The following is a 17417-nucleotide window of genomic DNA, read 5'->3' as shown; positions in this document are numbered from 1 at the left end:
CTCATCATCGAACCTGGCCCAGCAATTGGCGGCGAATGACGACCATGTCCAGGCACGCCTTGGCCGCCCAGCCGCCGCGATCGCCTTCGGAGGTATGCGCCCGGGCCAGGGCCTGGGCCTCGTCGTCGGTGATCAGCACGCCGTTGCCGATCGCCAGGCGCCGGCCGATGGCCAGATCCATCAGCCCGCGCGCCGTCTCCTGGGCGTGCACCTCGAACTGAAAGGTCTCGCCGCGGATGATCGCGCCCAGGGCCACATAGCCGTCGTAGCGCACGCCGGCCGGCCGGTGGCCATGCTCCTCGGCCATGGCGATCACCGCCGGGATCTCGAAGGCGCTGGGCGCGGCCAGCAGGCTGTGTTCGGCGCCGAAGGCGTCGAGGGCGCTCTGGGCGCCGCGCAGCAGCTCATCGGAGAGCCGGTCCAGGGACCGGGCCTCGACGATCAGGATGCGCGGGGGCTCTTCGAGCATGGACATGGAGATTCCGCTGGCGACAGGCGATGGGGCGGCAAACCTACGCCGCCGCGGGGGCGCGCGTCCAACACCGTGATGAAAGGGCCGGCGCGGCGCCTATTCGACCTCGACGACCCCGTCTTCGGAAAGCCCCTCGTCGCTGAGGAACTTGGCGAAGTCCTCGGTCTGGCGGAAGTCGCGGTACACCGAGGCGTAGCGCACATAGGCCACCTCATCGAGCGACTTGAGGGCCTTCATCACCATCTCGCCCACCACCGAAGACGGCAGCTCCGTCTCGCCCTGGCTTTCCAGCTGACGGACGATGCCGTTGATCATCCGCTCGACGCGGTCGGGTTCGATGGGGCGCTTGCGGGTGGCCACGGCGATCGAGCGCACCAGCTTCTCGCGCTCGAACGGCGTGCGCCGGCCGGAGCGCTTCAAGATGGTCAGCTCGCGCAGCTGCACCCGCTCGAAGGTGGTGAAGCGCCCGCCGCACTCGGGGCACAGCCGGCGACGACGGATCGCCGCCCCGTCTTCCGACGGACGGCTGTCCTTCACCTGGCTTTCGGCGTGGCCGCAGAATGGGCACCGCATGATGTGCCCCTCCTCAAGCGGCAGTCATACTATCAATTGTAGATCGGGAACCGCGAGGTCAAGTCCAGCACGTCCTGGCGCACCTTGGCCTCGACCGCGCCGTTGCCGTCCTCGCCGTTGGCGGCCAGGCCGTCGACCACCTCGGCGATGAAGCCGGCGACCTTGCGGAACTCCGCCTCGCCGAAGCCGCGGGTGGTGCCGGCCGGGGTGCCCAGCCGCACGCCCGACGAATACATCGGCGGGCGCGGATCGAACGGGATGGTCGAGCGGCTGCAGGTGATGCCGGCCCGCTCCAGGCTGTCCTCGGCGGCCTTGCCGGTGACGTTCTTGGGCGTCAGGTCCACCACCATCAGGTGACTGTCGGTGCCGCCGGCGACGATGTTCATGCCGGCCTTGCCGAGCTCGTCGGCCAGGGCGCGGGCGTTGGCGATCACCTGGCGGGCATACGCCTTGAACTCCGGCCGCAGGGCCTCGCCGAAAGCCACCGCCTTGGCGGCGATCACATGCATCAGCGGGCCACCCTGGATGCCGGGGAACACCGCCGCGTCGATCTTCTTGCCCAGCTTGGTGGAGTTGGACAGGATCATGCCGCCGCGCGGGCCGCGCAGGGTCTTGTGCGTGGTGGTGGTCACCACGTGGGCGTGCGGCAGCGGATTGGGGAACTCGCCCGCGGCCACCAGGCCGGCGAAGTGGGCCATGTCCACCATCAGGTACGCGCCGACGCTGTCGGCCACCTCGCGGAAGCGGGCGAAGTCGATCACCCGGCTGTAGGCCGATCCCCCGGCGATGATCAGCTTCGGCCGGTGCTCGGCGGCCAGCTCGGCCATGCCGTCATAGTCGATGATCTGGTCCTGGGTGCGCACGGTATAGGCCACCGGCTTGAACCACATCCCCGACTGGTTCACCGACTTGCCGTGGGTCAGGTGACCGCCGGCGTTCAGGTCCATGCCCATGAAGGTGTCGCCCGGCTGCAGCAGCGCCATGAACACGCCCTGATTGGCCTGCGAGCCGGAGTGCGGCTGGACGTTGGCCCACTTGGCGTCGAACAGCTGCTTGGCGCGCTCGATGGCCAGCAGCTCGGCGACGTCCACCTCCTCGCAGCCGCCGTAGTACCGCTTGCCCGGATAGCCCTCGGCGTACTTGTTGGTCAGTATCGAACCCTGCGCCTCGAGCACCGCGCGCGAGACGATGTTCTCCGAGGCGATCAGCTCGATCTGCCCCTGCTGGCGGCGCAGCTCCTTGCCGACCACGGCGGCGATCGCCGGGTCGGACGCCGCCAGATCGGCCGTGAAGAAGCCGGCGTCGGTGTCGTTGGAGGGCTTGGCGGAAACGGGCGCGGTGGCGGTCAAGACTCGCCTCCTGGAGCAGCTGCGGGGATGGCGCCTTCTCTAATCCCTTTGCCGCCACGATCAACCGGCGCCGCCCGACAATCGCCATGGAACCTCCGCCTTCTGAAGCTGTTTGGGCTTCTGGGGCGACGCATCGATCAAGAGAGGGCGTAGTGCATGACTTCCGCCAGCGGTGACGACCGCAAGACGGACGAAGGGGCGACCAACGAGCTGCTTCGACTGAGCGCAGACATCGTGGCCGCCTATGTCGGTCAAAATCCCATTTCCGCCGCCGCGGTGCCGGAGCTTATCGGCAAGGTGCACGGCGCGCTGACCGGGCTGGGCTCGGCGCCACCGGCGGCGCCGAAGGAGCGACAGCGCCCGGCAGTGCCGATCGCCCGCTCCGTGCAGCATGACTTCATCATCTGCCTGGAAGACGGCAAGAAGCTGAAGATGCTCAAGCGCTACCTGCGCGCGCAGTACGACATGAGCCCGGAGGACTACCGGCGCAAATGGGGCCTGCCGCCGGACTATCCGATGGTGGCGCCCGCCTACGCCGCGCGGCGTTCCGACTTCGCCAAGCAGATCGGCCTGGGCCGCGGCGTCCGCCGCGGGCGCTGAGGCCAGCACATTTCCGCTGAATGGCGACGCCGGACGGGGACCCCTCCCCGCCCGGCGCCTTGCCATTGCGGCCCCTTCAGGACGTCTTCAAGGGCCGTCCGGCGGCGCGAAAGGCCGCCTGACCCACCGGCTGGGTCTGCAGGCGCAGCCTGCCGCCTGCAGACAGCCGCGGGCGGGCCCACGAGCTTGGGCCTGGAAGCAACCGGCAGGAACCGGTCATCCGCAGAGACGCCAGGCTAGGCCGCCTGGCCGCCCAGCCGTGCGATGTTGCACTGGGCCCAGAGCCGCTCGAGCGCCCGGGTCAGGTCGTCCATCATGGCGTCGGTGTGGAACGGCGTCGGCGTGAAGCGCAGGCGCTCGGTGCCCCGCGGCACCGTGGGATAGTTGATCGGCTGCACATAGATGCCGTGATCGCTCAGCAGCATGTCCGAGACCAGCTTGCAGTGCGTGGGATCGCCCACCAGCACCGGCACGATGTGGCTGACCGACGGCATCACCGGCAGGCCGGCGGCCGTCAGCCGCGCCTTCAGCGACGCCGCCCGTTCCTGGTGGCGCACGCGCACCTCGTTGTGGGCCTTCAGGTAGCGGATCGAGGCCACCGCCCCCGCGGACAGCGCCGGTGGCAGGGAGGTGGTGAAGATGAAGCCCGAGGCGTGGCTGCGGATGGCGTCGACCAGGTCGGTCTCGCCGGTGATATAGCCGCCCATCACCCCGAACGCCTTGCCCAGGGTGCCTTCGATGATGTCGATCTGGTCGGCCACCCCATCGCGCTCGGAGACGCCGCCGCCGCGCACGCCGTAGAGGCCCACGGCGTGCACCTCGTCGAGGTAGGTCAGGGCGCCGTACTTCTTGGCCAGGGCCGCGGTCCCCGCCAGGTCGGCGATGTCGCCGTCCATGGAATAGACGCTTTCGAACGCCACCAGCTTGGGGGCGTCGGCCGGCGCGGCCTTCAGCAGCTGTTCCAGGTGCGCCAGGTCGTTGTGGCGGAACACCTGGTAGGCGCCGCGCCCGTTGCGGATGCCGGCAATCATCGAGGCGTGGTTCAGCTCGTCGGAGAACACCAGCAGCCCGGGCAGAATCTTCTGCAGCGTCGCCAGGGTCGCCTCGTTGGAGACGTAGCCCGAGGTGAACAGCAGCGCCGCTTCCTTGCCGTGCAGGTCGGCCAGCTCCTGCTCCAGCTCGACGTGGTAGTGGGTGGTGCCGGAGATGTTGCGCGTGCCGCCCGAGCCGGTGCCGGCCTCGTCGATGGCCCTGTGCATGGCCTCGATCACCACAGGGTTCTGGCCCTGGCCGAGGTAGTCGTTGGAGCACCAGACCACCACGTCGCGCTCGTCGCCCTCCGGCGTCGTCCAGGTGGCCAGCGGGAAGTCGCCGCGATGGCGCTTCAGATCGGCGAATACCCGATAGCGCCCTTCGGCGCGGACCTGCTCGACGGCGTTACGGAAAGCAGCCTTGTAGTCCACCATGACCCCAACCTGTGTCAGTGCGCGGCGGCTGGACCGCCTGCGGAAGGTGGCGGGGTTCATGGCATGAACCCTCCACCCATGTCACCTAGGGGCTATCCCCTATGCGGTCGATACGCCCCAGGCATGGCGTCCGGATGCGCCACGACCGGGAATATATCAACTTAACACTGTTCAGCGCCAGGGACGAAACGTCCCACGCTTGGCGATTCCCCGCGCCGCCTTGGCCGGCTTCGCGACCTCAGGCCGGCTTGCGGAACTTGTAGATGAACTGGTCGGTGTGACCGCGCAGCGACGGGTCGAACACCTTGAGGCTGTGGTTGTCCGCAGGATTGGCCAGCACGCGGCTTTCGCCGACGAACTTGAAGCCCGCCGCGGTGACCTCGGCCTTCACCGAGGCCGGATCGATGCGGTGCAGGGTGTCGGTGGCCGAGAGGCCCGATCCGGCCGCCGCCGCGTGGTCGAGGATCACGTAGTAGCCGCCGGGCTTGAGCGCCTTGAACACCGCCGCGTTGACCTTGGCCAGGTCGGCCGGCCCCATGAAGCTGTCGTGCATGTCGTGATAGTTCTGCGCGGTCCAGACCACGTCCGCCTTGGTCGGCACGGCGAAGTCGCTGATCGGCGCGCTGACGAACACCACGTTCGGCCAGGCGGCGTCCGGCACGGAGCCGCTGGCCGGGAACGGGGTCTTGCTGAACGACGCGAATTCCGCCGGCTGGAAGGCATAGACCTTGCCCGTGGGACCGACGGCGCCCGCGAACAGCTTGGAGAAATAGCCCTTGCCCGGCATCAGATCGACCACCGTCTCGCCCGGCTTGATCCCGGCGAATTCCAGCATCTGCGCCGGCTTGCGGGCCGCGTCGCGATCGGTGTCTTCCTTGGGCCGCGCGGGATTGGCCACCGCCTTGGCGACATAGGCCGGCGCGGCGTGTTCGGCCGCCCCCGCCTGCCAGCCGGCGAACGCCGCCGCCGAAACCATCGCCGCGCCCATCAGGGCGGTCACGCCGCGTCGCTGCATCGCTGTCCTCCGTTGCTTTAGGCAATGCTTACGCCAGCCAGCGGGCCCCGCACATTAATTTCCGGAAAGGCGCCGGGACGCATTGCGCCGTCAGGGAGTTGAGCCCGCAGGTTTATTGGCGCAACCTCCTGCCGAGTCGCCCGGGGGCGGGGAGCTGGAAGCCGGCATGACACAAGCGACGACCACCGCGTCGCCCTGGCGCCAGGACTCGCTGGACCGGACTCTGGCCCTCGTGAACTACGGCCTGCTGTTCGCCTCGATCTTCTTCGCCGGCATTCCCGGACTGGTGGCGGTGATCATCGCCTACGCCCAGCAGAACGAGGCGCCGCTGCGCATCCGCAGCCACCTGCGCTTTCAGATCCGCATCTTCTGGGTGGCCTTCGGCCTGTCCGTGGCCGCCTCGGCCGCCGCGCTGACCGCCGCCCTGCTGGCCGCCGTCGACTTCGTGCAGGTGGGGGTCGACAAGACCTGGACCAGCTTTTCCGTCGATCTGGCCCGGTTGCTGGTGATGAGCGACCTGCAGCACCTGCGGGTGGCGACGCCGGTGGTAGGACTGGTGGTGGCGACCATCATCCTGTCGTTCCTGGCGCTGCTGTGGCTGGTCGCCGCCTCGGCCATCGGCTTCATCCGGCTTGCCACGGACCGCGCCATCGGCGATGGGGCGCTGCGCGCCTGACCCCTTCGGCGCCGAAGCGTACGGATGTCGCCATGAGCAAGGCCCCGCTGGCCCCCTACCCCGCCCTGCGCCTGCGCCGCCTGCGCCAGGCCGACTGGACCCGCCGGCTGGTGCGCGAGAGCGTGCTGACGCCGTCGGACTTCATCTGGTCGATGGTGGTGCACGAGGGCGAAGGCCGCATCCCGGTGCCCTCCATGCCCGGCGTCGAGCGCCTGTCGGTCGCCGAGTGCGCCAAGGCGGCGAAGGAGGCCCGGGCCCTGGGCATCCCCGCCATCGCCGTGTTCCCGCACATCGACGCGGAGAAGAAGGACGCCCTGGGCGAACAGGCGGCCGATCCGGACGGCGTGGTCTGCCGCGCGGTCAAGGCGATGAAGGACGCCGCGCCCGAGGTCGGCATCATGTGCGACGTGGCGCTGGACCCCTTCACCGACCACGGCCACGACGGGGTGATCGAGGGCGGCCGCATCCTCAACGACGCCACCATCGAGCGGCTGGTGGCCCAGGGCCTGGTTCAGGCCGAGGCCGGCTGCGACATCCTCGCCCCGTCCGACATGATGGACGGCCGCGTCGCCGCCCTGCGCGGCGCGCTGGAGGGCGCCGGCCACCAGGACGTGATGATCATGTCCTATGCCGCCAAGTACGCCTCGGCCTTCTATGGCCCCTACCGCGAGGCGATCGGCTCGGGAAAGCTGGGGACCGGCTCGGTGGACAACCCGGCCGACAAGAAGACCTACCAGATGGATTCCGCCAACACCGAGGAGGCGCTGCGCGAGGTGGCGCTCGACATCACCGAGGGCGCCGACATGGTGATGGTCAAGCCGGGCATGCCCTATCTCGACATCGTGCGGCGGGTGGTCGAGGCCTTCGCCATGCCGACCTTCGCCTTCCAGGTCTCGGGGGAGTACGCGATGATCATGGCCGCCGCCGGCAATGGCTGGCTGGACGAGGAGCGCGCCATCCTGGAGAGCCTGGGCGCCTTCAAGCGGGCCGGCTGCGCGGGGGTGATCACCTATTTCGCACCGCGGGCGGCCAGGCTGCTCGGGGCCTGAACCCGACCTTCCGTCAGCCGGTCCAGCGCGAGCCGAGCTCGCGGGCCACAGCCTCGGCCCCGGCGTCCAGGTTTTCGAGAATGACCTGAAGGCCGCGCAGCATCTCGCGCTTGCGGTCGTCGTCCAGGCCGGCGAAGATTTCCGCGTTCAGGGTCTCGGCCAGGGGCACGGTGCGCTCGAACAGGGCCACGCCCTCCGGCGTCGCCGTCAGCTCCACGAAGCGGCGGTCGTTGGCCACCGTCTGCCGCACGACGAGGTTCGCCGCGACCAGCTGGTCGACCGCCCGCGCCAGCGTCGTCCGGTCGTGGCCGATCAGCACCGACAGGTCCGACATGGTGCAGGCCCCCGCCCGCACCACGGCCACCAGGATGCGATAGCGGGTCATGTTGAGGCGCAGCGGCTGCAGCGCGGCCTCGAACGCCAGGTCGCGGAACCGGCCGGCCCGGTGCAGCGCCTGGATCAGATACTCGGAGACTTCAAAGGGGAACTCGCCCTTCGGATCCGGCCCGATCAGCCGGGATAGACGATCGACCAACGCAACTTCCCCCAACGCCTGCGGCGGCGCAGGTCGCCGAAAGCATTGACGCACGTCAAGGCCGCGCGGCCGCGCGGGCGCATTGTCGCAGGCGAAGGAGGACCGTCAGCATGACCGACGTCGGATTCGAACAGGCCGAATTCACCCGCCACGACGACCACATCGTCGCGCGCTTCCGCCTGACCCTCGACAACCATGTCGAAGAGGTCTGGGCCGCCCTGACCCAGCCGGAGCAGCTGCCCCAGTGGCTGGCCCCCGGGGAGATCGCGCCGCAGGCCGGCGGCGAGGCGCACCTGGATTTCGGCGAGAGCGGCATCGTCATCCGCAGCGCCGTCACCGCCTACGAGCCGCCGCGACTGCTGGAGTATTCCTGGAGCGGACCCGGCGAACCCGTGCGGCCGCTGCGCTGGGAAGTGGAGCCGATCGGCGCCATGTCGGTGTTGACCCTGACGCTGACCACGCCGGCGGGCGAGGACCCCGGGCGCGCCGCCGCCGGCTGGGCCGCGCACCTGGAGATGCTCGCCGCCGCGCTGGCGGGGGCGCCGATCCGCTTCCCCTTCGAGGTGTTCAAGGCGGCGCGCGACACCTATCGCGAACAGGTCGGCGCCCTGGTCGGCGAGATCGCCTGAGCGTTCGGCGCGCCTCAGGCGCAGGTGGTGCGCTGGTTCGAGCAGAAGTCGCGGGTCCAGCCCGTGACCGCGCCCACCCGCACCTGCACCTCGGCGCCGTCGCAGCCGAGCACCTGCGCCCTGGCGATTTTCGCCTCGTCGGTCGGCGCGCGGTACACCACCGCGCCGCGGCCGCCCGGCAGCGCGCGCACCACGCCGTTGGGGTTCAGCGTCTCGAAGCCGAGCTTGCTGACGTGCACATAGCCATCGCCCTTGAACAGGCGCTTCTCGCCGTCCGGCTGGTCGTCGTCGATCAGCACCGCCTCGTCGATACGCAGCCACTCGCCCATCTGCCCGACGACGTGCGTCTCGACCCAGGCGTTGCGGGCCTTGAGCACGCCGATCACCCCGCCCCCCGGCGCGGCGCGCACGTTCAGCCCGGCGGGATCCTGGTCGATGACGTTGAGCCGCACGTCACAGGTCCTGGCCGCCAGCTGCATCGCCGACGCCGGCCGGCCGTTGGGGATCGCCACCGCCGCCACCGCGGCCAGAAGCGCCGCGCCCGATAGCGCCGCGCCCGATCGCCGGCCGGTCATCGCGTCTGCAGCCGCGCGGCAAGGCTGGACGTGTCCCAGCGCCGCCCACCCATCGCCTGCACCTCGGCGTAGAACTGGTCGACCAGGGCGGTGACCTCCACCCGCGCGCCGTTGGACCTCGCCTCGTCCAGCACCAGACCAAGGTCCTTGCGCATCCAGTCGACGGCAAAGCCGAAGTCGAACTTCTGCTCCGACATCGTCTTCCAGCGGTTGTCCATCTGCCAGGACTGGGCGGCGCCCTTGGACACGGCCTCGTAGACCAGCGTCGGGTCGAGCCCGGCCTTGCCGGCGAAGGCCACCGCCTCGGCCAGCCCCTGCACCACGCCGGCGATGCAGATCTGGTTGACCATCTTGGTCAGCTGGCCGGCCCCCGGGCCGCCCATGTGCTTGATGGCCTTGGCGTAGGCTCCGATCACCGGTTCGGCCCGCGCCACCGCCGCCGCCTCGCCGCCGATCATGATCGACAGCTGGCCGTTCTCCGCCCCGGCCTGGCCGCCGGACACCGGCGCATCCAGGAAGCTGCGGCCCTGCGCCGCGGCCGACTCGGCCATCGCCCGCGCCAGCTTCGCCGAGGTGGTGGTGTGGTCGACGATCACCGCGCCCGACGCCAGCGCCGGCAGCGCCTCGCCCACCACGGCGCGCACGTCGTCGTCATTGCCCACGCACAGCGCCAGCAGCGCGCACCCCTCGGCCGCCTCGGCCACCGTGGCGGCGGCGTGGCCGCCGTGCGCCTCGGCCCACGCCCGCGCCTTGTCCGGCGAGCGGTTGAACACCCGCATCTCGTGGCCGGCCCGGGCCAGATGCCCCGCCATCGGCCCGCCCATCACCCCAAGCCCGACAAAGCCAACCCGCATGCGACACCCTTTCCCACTACGCTTCGTGCAACACCATCTTAACGATGCCGGGCGACCTTAGCCGACGATTCAAGGTTAATCCCCCTTAGGAAGCGTCATGGCCGTCGGCGAAGCGCCCATCATCATCAAGAAGGTGAAGAAGGGCGGACATGACGGCCACCATGGGGGCGCCTGGAAGGTGGCCTACGCCGACTTCGTGACGGCGATGATGGCCTTCTTCCTGCTGATGTGGCTCATCAACACCACCAGCCCGCAACAGAAGCGCGGCATCGCCGACTATTTCGCCCCCGCCAGCGTGGCGGAGACCACCAGCGGCTCGGGCGGCATCCTGGCCGGCACGGCCCTGGCCGACGACGGCGCCAAGTCCTCCGGCTCCAAGGCGGTGATCGAGGCCATGGCGCCGCCGGCCCCGCCCGACGTCAAGGACGTGGGCCAGAGCAACGCCAGCCAGAACGGTGGGCCGACCGCCGAGCAGCAGGCGCAGCAAAAGGCCGAGGACGCCGCCTTCCAGAGCGCCGCCCAGTCGCTGCGCCAGGCCATGCAGGACATGCCGGAGCTGGCCGAACTGTCGAAGCAGCTGATCATCGACAACACCCCCGAGGGCCTGCGCATCCAGCTGGTCGATCAGGAGGGCCGCTCGATGTTCAAGGAGGGCTCGGCCCAGCCCAACGACCGGGCCAGGGTGCTGCTGCGCGCGGTGGCCAAGGTGATCAACCAGCTGCCCAACCGGATCAGCGTCTCGGGCCACACCAGCGCCAGCCCCGACGGGGCCAAGCCGGCCTCGGACTGGGCCCTGTCGTCGGCCCGCGCCGATGCCGCCCGCACCCTGCTGCAGGGCGCCGGCGTGCTGCCCGACCGGGTCTACCAGGTGGCCGGCAAGGCCAGCTCCGATCCCCTCTACGCCGACGACCCGATGCTGCCCGGAAACCGGCGCATCGCCATCGTGCTGCTGCGCGAAGCGCCGGTGCTGCCGCCCAATCACGGTCTTTAGATCGCGGGCGCCTTGCGCTGCGGGCGACCATGCCCCCTAATCCCCACATTGAGGCTGTTCCGGCCGATTTGCCGGCGCGGTTTGGAGGACCCTAGGCTCAGGTGACCCAGCACTTTCCGACGCGCCAGCTTCGGTTCTTCCTGACGGCGCCCTCCCCCTGTCCGTACCTGCCCGGACGCGAGGAGCGGAAGGTGTTCGCCCACCTGCCGCTGCTGGACGGCGCCCAGGTCAACGACAGCCTGACCCAGGGCGGTTTCCGCCGCTCACAGAACATCGCCTATCGCCCGGCCTGCGAGTCCTGCGCGGCCTGCGTCTCGGCGCGGCTGCCGGTGGCGGACTATGTGTTCTCGCGGTCCGAGCGCAAGATTCTCAACCGCAACGGCGACCTGGCGCGGCACGTGGTGGAGGCCGAGGCCACCATCGAACAGTTCGACCTGCTGCGGCGCTACCTCACCTCGCGCCACGCCGGCGGCGGGATGGCCGACATGACCTGGCCGGACTACGTGGCCATGGTCGAGGACACCGCCGTGCGCACCCACATGGTGGAATACCGCGCCGCGCCGCGCGACGGCGGTCCCAAGGGCGTCGGCGTCGGCGACCTGATCGCCTGCGCCCTGGTCGACCAGCTCGCCGACGGCCTGTCGCTGGTCTACAGCTTCTTCGACCCGTCCCTGGCCCGCAACAGCCTGGGCTCGTTCATCATCCTCGACCACATCGTCCAGGCCGGCCTGATGGACCTGCCGTACGTCTACCTGGGCTACTGGGTGCAGGGCAGCCAGAAGATGGACTACAAGGCCCGCTTCTCGCCCCTGGAAGTGCTGCGCCCGCAGGGCTGGACGGTGATGTCGACCCGCGACCGCGAGGCGGGGTGAGCTGACGGTTCTCTTCCCCCATTGGGGGAAGTCCCGGCAAAGCCGGGGATGGGGGCTCCAGCGGAGTGCAAGCGCTGGCGCCAAGCTCGAGCCCCCTCCACCGCTTCGCGGTCCCCCTCCCCCAAGGGGGGAGGAGAGAATCAGCCGAAATCCTCCTCCCACCATTCCAGCGCGCCCCGCACGCCGTCGGCGCGACGCTGCGCCTCCATGGCGCGCAGCTCCACCCGACGGATCTTGCCGGAGATGGTCTTGGGCAGGTCGAACACCTCCAGCCGGCGGATGCGCTTGAACGGTCCCAGGCGCTCGCGGGCATGGGCCAGGATCGAGCGGGCGGTCTCCTCACTCGGCGCATGACCGGCGGCCAACGCCACGAAGGCCTTGGGCAGCGCCAGGCGCAGCGGGTCCGGTGAGGGCACCACCGCCGCCTCGGCTACCGCCGGATGCTCGATCAGCGCGCTCTCCAGCTCGAACGGGCTGATCCGGTAGTCGGAGGCCTTGAACACGTCGTCGGCCCGCCCAACGTAGGTCAGCACCCCGGCCGCATCGCGCGAGACCACGTCGCCGGTGTGGTAGAGGTCGCCGTCCAGCGGCCGCACCGCTCCGTCCTCCCAGTAGCCGCCCATCAGCCCCAGCGGCCGGTCCTCGCCCAGCGAGAGACACGCCTCGCCCTCGCCCCCCTCGCCGTCCAACACCAGGCGGTAGCCAGGCAGCGGCCGGCCCATGGCCCCCGGGACCACCGGCTGACCGGGGGTGTTGCCGACCTGGGCGGTGGTCTCGGTCTGGCCGTAGCCGTCGCGAATGGTCAGGCCCCAGGCCGCCTGCACCTGATCGATCACCTCGGGGTTCAGCGGCTCGCCGGCGCCGATCAGCTCGCGCAGCGCCGGCGGACGGGGGCCCAGGTCGCCCTGGATCAACAGCCGCCAGACCGTCGGCGGCGCGCAGAAGGTGGTCACCGCCTCGCGCCGCAGCGCCGCCAGCGTCGCCGCCGGATCGAACCTTGGATGGTTCAGCACCACCACCGTCGCCCAGGCCAGCCACGGCGCGAACACGCAGCTCCAGGCGTGCTTGGCCCAGCCCGGCGAGGAGATGTTCAGGTGCCGGTCGCCGGGCGTCAGCCCCAGCCAGTACAGGGTCGACAGCGAGCCGACCGGATAGGAGACGTGGCTGTGCAGCACCAGCTTGGGCCGCGAGGTGGTGCCGGAGGTGAAATACAGCAGCAGCGGATCGTCCGCGCCGGTCTCGCCGTCCGGCGCGAAGGTCGCCAGCGCCCCATGGGCGTCGGCAAAGGCCAGCCAGCCGGCCGGCCGGCCGCCGACCGCCACCCCGGTCCAGTCACCGGCCAGGAAGCGACCCGCGTAGTCCGCCCCGGCGATCACGAAGCGCACGCGCCCGCGGGTCAGCCGGTCCTCCAGCTCCGCGCCGCTGAGCAGGGTCGAGGTCGGAATCACCACCGCCCCCAGCTTCATCGCCGCCAGCAGCGTCTCCCACAGCGCCACCTCGTTGCCGAGCATCAGCAGCACCGCGTCGCCGCGCTTCAGGCCGGCCGCGCGCAGGAAGTTGGCGACCCGGTTGGAGGCGGCCGACAGCTCGGCATAGGTGCGAACCTCGGCCGGTCCGTCGTCGCTGACGATGCGCAGGGCCTCGCGGGTCTCGGCGTCGGGCACGGCGTCGAACCAGTCGAGCGCGAAGTTGAAACGCTCCAGTCGCGGCCAGCGGAACCCGGCGACCGCCGCGGCGTAGTCGGCGCGGTTCGCCACCAGGAAGTCCCGCGCCGCGCGCAGCGTCTGGCTCGCCGTCATCCCCGGTTCATCTCCCGCATGGCTCAGTCTTGCGCCGCGCGACGGATGGCCGCGCCGCCTCTGCGTCCTATATTCCCTGTGCGAGCGGGCAAGTCGAAGGAGTTGAACCATGAGAGCGATGTTTCTGGCCGCGGGCCTGGCCGGCGTCGTCCTGTCCACGGCGGGGCTTTCGACCGCCGCCCAGGCGGCCGCACCGCATGCGGTCTCGGCGGTCAGCGTGACCATCGGGCCGGAGCTGCAGAAGAAGGCCGACAAGTACGGCCAGCGCGACCTCGACGACCTGGCCAAGGAGCTCAAGGACGACGTGGTGCGCGCCCTGCAGCGCAAGGGCGGCCTGGCGGCCGGCGGCGGCGAGCTGCGCCTGGTGCTGGCCGACGCCACGCCCAATCATCCCACCTTCAAGCAGCTGGGCGACACCCCCGGCCTCTCGCTGCAGAGCTTCGGCCTCGGCGGCGCGCGCATCGAGGGGACGCTGGTGCGTCCCGACGGGACCAGCGAGCCGGTCCGCTACGAGTGGAAGGAAAGCGAGCTGTGGCTGGCGCGCACCCAGTCCACCTGGGGCGACGCCGACCACACCTTCGAGATGTTCGCCGACCGCGTCGCCCACGGCGAGCAGCTGGCGTCGCGATAGACGTCGAGAGGGCTTGCGAGGCAGACCGCCGCCGGGCTTGATCGGTCCGGCGGCGACCGGCCGCCTCCTCCTCCCGCCCCTTGAGTCGCCCCATGCCTGACGCCGCCCCGCTGCCGCCCCTCGACGAGCTTCTGCAGATCATGGCGCGGCTGCGCGACCCCGATGGCGGCTGCCCGTGGGACCTGGAACAGACCTTCGCGACCATCGCCCCCTATACGGTGGAGGAGGCCTACGAGGTGGCCGACGCCATCGAGCGCGGCGACCTGAAGGACCTGCGCGAGGAGCTGGGCGACCTGCTGTTCCAGGTGGTCTTCCACGCGCGCATGGCCGAGGAACAGGGCGCCTTCGCCTTCGACGACGTGGCCCGGGCGATCAACGACAAGATGATCCGCCGCCATCCGCATGTGTTCGGCGACGCCGATCACCGCTCATCCGCCGAACAGACCGCCGCGTGGGAGGTGATCAAGGCCGAGGAGCGCGCCGAGAAGGGCAAGGCCGCCAGCCTGCTGGACGACGTGCCGGTGGGCCTGCCGGCCCTGACCCGGGCGGTGAAGCTGTCGCGCCGGGCCGCCGGCGTCGGCTTCGTCTGGCCCTCCGCCAAGGAGGTGCTGGACAAGCTGCACGAGGAAGTCGCCGAACTGGAGCACGAGATCGAGGCCGGCGACATGGCCAAGGCGCGCGAGGAATTGGGCGACGTGCTGTTCGTGGTCGCCAACCTCGCCCGCCAGCTGGACATCGAGCCGGAGGACGCCCTGCGGGCGACCAACGCCAAGTTCGGCCGCCGCTTCCGCTATATCGAGGCGCGCCTGGCCGAGGCGGGCAAGACCCCCGCCCAATCCGACCTCGCCGAGATGGACGCCCTGTGGGACCAGGCCAAGGCCGCGGAGAAGAAGCGCCCCTAGCTTAGGCCGCGCTTCGCTGGAGCCCCCATCCCCGCCTTCGGCGGTACTTCCCCCAGAGGGGGAAGAGAGTCGCCGCTTCAGCTTCCGTTCTCTTCCCCCTCTGGGGGAAGTCCCCGCGAATGCGGGGGATGGGGGCTCCAGCGGAGCGCCTCAGCCTACAGCACCCCGAAACGCTGGCGGATCGCCGCCACGATCTGGTCCGCCCCCTCGGCCAGCGCCTCCGACGTCAGGGCCGGCAGGTCGACCGTCGCCAGCAGGGGCCGCTGATCCTTGCGGCTGGAGCGGGCGTAGGCCGGGTCGTAGTGCAGCTCCATCAGCGCCTCGGCCAGGGTCTCGAACTGGCCCGCGTCGGCCAGCGCGGCCCAGTCGGCAAGCCGCTGGCGGCCGGGATAGACCGGCAGGCGGGTGAGGGCCTCGTCCAGCGCCGGACGGTCGCGGATGATGTCGCCGTAGGTGCGCACCAGGTAGGTGGCCCGCTCCGCCCGCGGGGCCGAGAGCTCGATGCGCGGCGCCTGGCCCATCAGGCTCCAGATCGACGGCGGGGTCATGCGCTCGCCGATGCGGCTGGATTCGGCCTCGACCACGATCGGCCGGGCCGGGTCCAGGGCGTCGATGGCGCCGAGCAGCCGCGATTCGAACAGCTTCTGGCCCGGCTGGGCCTGACCCAGGATGCCGCCGAACAGCGACCCGCGGTGACCGGCCAGGCCTTCGAGGTCCAGCACCTGCGCGCCGCGTTCGGCGAGGCGGTGCAGCATCTCGGTCTTGCCCACGCCGGTTCCGCCGTCCAGCAGCACCAGCTTCAGCGCCAGCGGCTCGTCGTACAGGCGCCGCTGCACCCAGCGGCGATAGGTCTTGTAGCCGCCGGTCAGCACCGTGGTGCGCCAGCCCACCTGGGCCAGGATCACCGCCATGGCCCCGGAACGCTGCCCCCCGCGCCAGCAGTAGACCAGCGGCTGGAAGGCGCCGTCCCGGTCGGCCAGGGCGGTTTCCAGATGCCGCGCCACGTTGCGCGCCACGATCGCGCCGCCGATGCGCCGCGCCTTGAAGCGCGACTCCTGGACATAGATCGTGCCCACCAGCGCCCGTTCGTCGTTGTTCAGCACGGGCAGGTTGATGGCGCCCGGCACATGGTCCTCGGCGAACTCGGCGGGACTGCGCACGTCGATGATGGCGTCGAACCGGGCCAGGGCCGCGGGGGTGATGTCTTGCGTCGCCTCGGGGTTCGCCATGCCGGCAACCTAGAGCGCGCGGCGGCGAGGGCAAGGCTTGGCCGGCGACCTGCTGAGCCTGCTATAGAGCGCCTTCCCAACCCGGAGCCGCCGCCATGACCGAGACGATCGCGCTCGAGCCCCCTCGCCTCACCTCGCTGGCGCACGGGGGCGGCTGCGGCTGCAAGCTCGCGCCCGCGGTGCTGCGCGACATCATGGCGAAGATGCCCGCGGCGGCCGTGTTCCCCGACCTGCTGGTGGGGACCGAGACCTCCGACGACGCCGCCGCCTGGCGGCTGAACGACGACCAGGTGCTGGTGGCGACCACGGACTTCTTCATGCCGGTGGTGGACGATCCCTTCGCCTTCGGCCGGATCGCGGCCACCAACGCCCTGTCGGACGTCTACGCCATGGGCGCCCGGCCGATCCTGGCCCTGGCCATCGTCGGCATGCCGGTGGGCCGGATGCCGGTGGAGATGATCCAGCAGATCCTGGCCGGCGGGGCCTCGGTCTGCGCGGCGGCGGGCGTGCCCGTGGCGGGCGGCCATTCCATCGACAGCGCCGAGCCGATCTACGGCCTTGTCGCCCTGGGCCTGGCGCGCCCCGACCAGCTGCTGAAGAACAGCGGCGGGCGGCCCGGCGACGTGCTGATCCTGACCAAGCCGCTGGGCGTCGGCATCTACAGCGCGGCCCTGAAGCAGGATCGCCTGGACGCGGCCGGCTACGCGGCGATGATCGCCTCCACCACCCAGCTCAACACCATAGGCCAGGCTCTGGGCGGGCGGCCGGGCGTGCACGCCGTCACCGACGTCACCGGCTTCGGCCTGCTCGGGCATGCCCTGGAAATGGCGCGCGGGGCCGGCCTCACCGTGCGCCTGCAGGCAGCCGCCGCGCCCCTGCACCCCGGCGTCGAGGCCCTGGCGCGGGACGGAGTCCGCACCGGCGCCTCCGGCCGCAACTGGGACAGCTACGGCGACGCCGTCGTCCTGCCCGAAGGCTTCGAGACCTGGCGGCGCGACCTGCTGACGGACCCGCAGACCAGCGGCGGCCTGCTGATCGCCGCAGCGCCCGAGGCGGCGGCCGGCGTCCTCACCCTGGCGCACGAGCAGGGATTCGCCGCCGCGACCATCGTCGGCCAGCTGCAGTCGGGGCCGCCGCAGGTGGTGGTCAGCTAGCTTCCAACGCTAGAGCACGATGGCTTTTGTCGGAATCGACAAAAGG

At 70.7% G+C, this 17417-nt stretch carries 19 protein-coding genes; 9 read left to right on the top strand and 10 right to left on the bottom strand.

Annotated features, from left to right (window positions below; all coding sequences use genetic code 11):
- Window positions 1-4: 4 nt before the first annotated feature.
- From ACO2Q3_RS07160 to glyA, 3 genes are all read right to left on the bottom strand, one after another.
- Window positions 5-469 carry a 6,7-dimethyl-8-ribityllumazine synthase gene (locus ACO2Q3_RS07160; protein WP_423306921.1) on the bottom strand — a complete coding sequence of 155 codons (465 nt, stop codon included), beginning with the start codon at window positions 467-469 and terminating at the stop codon, window positions 5-7.
- Window positions 470-568: 99 nt separating this feature from the next.
- Window positions 569-1045: a transcriptional regulator NrdR gene (gene nrdR / locus ACO2Q3_RS07155; RefSeq protein ID WP_423305871.1), complete on the bottom strand. Its 477-nt coding sequence runs from the start codon at window positions 1043-1045 to the stop codon at window positions 569-571.
- A 32-nt stretch (window positions 1046-1077) separates the two neighbouring features.
- On the bottom strand, window positions 1078-2394 hold the full coding sequence (glyA, locus tag ACO2Q3_RS07150) for a serine hydroxymethyltransferase (protein ID WP_423305870.1): 1317 nt from the start codon (window positions 2392-2394) through the stop codon (window positions 1078-1080).
- A gap of 156 nt (window positions 2395-2550) precedes the next feature.
- Between glyA and ACO2Q3_RS07145 the strand changes: the two genes are divergently transcribed.
- Window positions 2551-2994, top strand: coding sequence for a MucR family transcriptional regulator (locus ACO2Q3_RS07145; RefSeq protein WP_423305869.1), 444 nt, complete (start codon window positions 2551-2553; stop codon window positions 2992-2994).
- Between the two features lie 236 nt (window positions 2995-3230).
- On the opposite strand, the gene hemA is transcribed toward ACO2Q3_RS07145, so the two are convergent.
- Window positions 3231-4457, bottom strand: coding sequence for a 5-aminolevulinate synthase (gene hemA / locus ACO2Q3_RS07140; RefSeq protein WP_423306920.1), 1227 nt, complete (start codon window positions 4455-4457; stop codon window positions 3231-3233).
- A 241-nt stretch (window positions 4458-4698) separates the two neighbouring features.
- The gene (locus tag ACO2Q3_RS07135) at window positions 4699-5475 is read right to left on the bottom strand and encodes a class I SAM-dependent methyltransferase (protein ID WP_423305868.1); all 777 of its coding nucleotides are present in this window, start codon (window positions 5473-5475) and stop codon (window positions 4699-4701) included.
- Window positions 5476-5641: 166 nt separating this feature from the next.
- Here ACO2Q3_RS07135 and ACO2Q3_RS07130 point away from each other — a divergent pair, with 166 nt between their 5' ends.
- Together ACO2Q3_RS07130 and hemB are read left to right on the top strand one after the other, a co-directional pair.
- Entirely contained in the window at window positions 5642-6151 is a 510-nt protein-coding gene (locus ACO2Q3_RS07130) for a hypothetical protein (RefSeq protein ID WP_423305867.1), read from the top strand.
- 32 nt (window positions 6152-6183) lie between these two features.
- The gene (gene hemB, locus ACO2Q3_RS07125) at window positions 6184-7200 is read left to right on the top strand and encodes a porphobilinogen synthase (protein WP_423305866.1); all 1017 of its coding nucleotides are present in this window, start codon (window positions 6184-6186) and stop codon (window positions 7198-7200) included.
- A 13-nt stretch (window positions 7201-7213) separates the two neighbouring features.
- Here hemB and ACO2Q3_RS07120 read toward each other — a convergent pair whose 3' ends face one another.
- Window positions 7214-7735: a MarR family winged helix-turn-helix transcriptional regulator gene (locus ACO2Q3_RS07120; RefSeq protein WP_423305865.1), complete on the bottom strand. Its 522-nt coding sequence runs from the start codon at window positions 7733-7735 to the stop codon at window positions 7214-7216.
- Window positions 7736-7845: 110 nt separating this feature from the next.
- Between ACO2Q3_RS07120 and ACO2Q3_RS07115 the strand changes: the two genes are divergently transcribed.
- The gene (locus ACO2Q3_RS07115) at window positions 7846-8364 is read left to right on the top strand and encodes an SRPBCC family protein (protein ID WP_423305864.1); all 519 of its coding nucleotides are present in this window, start codon (window positions 7846-7848) and stop codon (window positions 8362-8364) included.
- A gap of 14 nt (window positions 8365-8378) precedes the next feature.
- Here ACO2Q3_RS07115 and ACO2Q3_RS07110 read toward each other — a convergent pair whose 3' ends face one another.
- Window positions 8379-8939 (bottom strand): hypothetical protein, encoded by a 561-nt coding sequence (locus ACO2Q3_RS07110; protein ID WP_423305863.1) that lies wholly within the window; start codon window positions 8937-8939, stop codon window positions 8379-8381.
- Window positions 8936-9793 (bottom strand): NAD(P)-dependent oxidoreductase, encoded by an 858-nt coding sequence (locus ACO2Q3_RS07105; RefSeq protein WP_423305862.1) that lies wholly within the window; start codon window positions 9791-9793, stop codon window positions 8936-8938. Before ACO2Q3_RS07105 ends, ACO2Q3_RS07110 begins: the two co-directional genes overlap by 4 nt.
- Window positions 9794-9890: 97 nt before the next feature.
- On the opposite strand from ACO2Q3_RS07105, the gene ACO2Q3_RS07100 reads away from it, so the two are divergent.
- Both ACO2Q3_RS07100 and ACO2Q3_RS07095 read left to right on the top strand, forming a co-directional pair.
- Window positions 9891-10784: a flagellar motor protein MotB gene (locus ACO2Q3_RS07100; RefSeq protein ID WP_423305861.1), complete on the top strand. Its 894-nt coding sequence runs from the start codon at window positions 9891-9893 to the stop codon at window positions 10782-10784.
- A gap of 101 nt (window positions 10785-10885) precedes the next feature.
- Window positions 10886-11656, top strand: coding sequence for an arginyltransferase (locus ACO2Q3_RS07095; protein ID WP_423305860.1), 771 nt, complete (start codon window positions 10886-10888; stop codon window positions 11654-11656).
- Window positions 11657-11796: 140 nt separating this feature from the next.
- On the opposite strand, the gene ACO2Q3_RS07090 is transcribed toward ACO2Q3_RS07095, so the two are convergent.
- Window positions 11797-13455 carry an AMP-binding protein gene (locus tag ACO2Q3_RS07090; protein ID WP_423305859.1) on the bottom strand — a complete coding sequence of 553 codons (1659 nt, stop codon included), beginning with the start codon at window positions 13453-13455 and terminating at the stop codon, window positions 11797-11799.
- Between the two features lie 109 nt (window positions 13456-13564).
- On the opposite strand from ACO2Q3_RS07090, the gene ACO2Q3_RS07085 reads away from it, so the two are divergent.
- Together ACO2Q3_RS07085 and mazG are read left to right on the top strand one after the other, a co-directional pair.
- Entirely contained in the window at window positions 13565-14086 is a 522-nt protein-coding gene (locus tag ACO2Q3_RS07085; RefSeq protein WP_423305858.1) for a hypothetical protein, read from the top strand.
- A gap of 92 nt (window positions 14087-14178) precedes the next feature.
- Window positions 14179-14988 (top strand): nucleoside triphosphate pyrophosphohydrolase, encoded by an 810-nt coding sequence (gene mazG / locus ACO2Q3_RS07080; RefSeq protein ID WP_423305857.1) that lies wholly within the window; start codon window positions 14179-14181, stop codon window positions 14986-14988.
- Window positions 14989-15143: 155 nt separating this feature from the next.
- On the opposite strand, the gene mnmH is transcribed toward mazG, so the two are convergent.
- Complete coding sequence (gene mnmH, locus ACO2Q3_RS07075) at window positions 15144-16217, bottom strand: tRNA 2-selenouridine(34) synthase MnmH (RefSeq protein WP_423305856.1); 1074 nt, start codon at window positions 16215-16217, stop codon at window positions 15144-15146.
- Between the two features lie 95 nt (window positions 16218-16312).
- Here mnmH and selD point away from each other — a divergent pair, with 95 nt between their 5' ends.
- Window positions 16313-17371 (top strand): selenide, water dikinase SelD, encoded by a 1059-nt coding sequence (selD, locus tag ACO2Q3_RS07070; protein WP_423305855.1) that lies wholly within the window; start codon window positions 16313-16315, stop codon window positions 17369-17371.
- Window positions 17372-17417: the final 46 nt, after the last annotated feature.

The sequence above is a fragment of the Caulobacter sp. KR2-114 genome (assembly GCF_049446115.1).
Taxonomy (GTDB): Bacteria; Pseudomonadota; Alphaproteobacteria; order Caulobacterales; family Caulobacteraceae; genus Acaudatibacter.
Note: the sequence above shows the minus strand (reverse complement) of the source record. Positions and strands in the feature narration are given on the sequence as shown.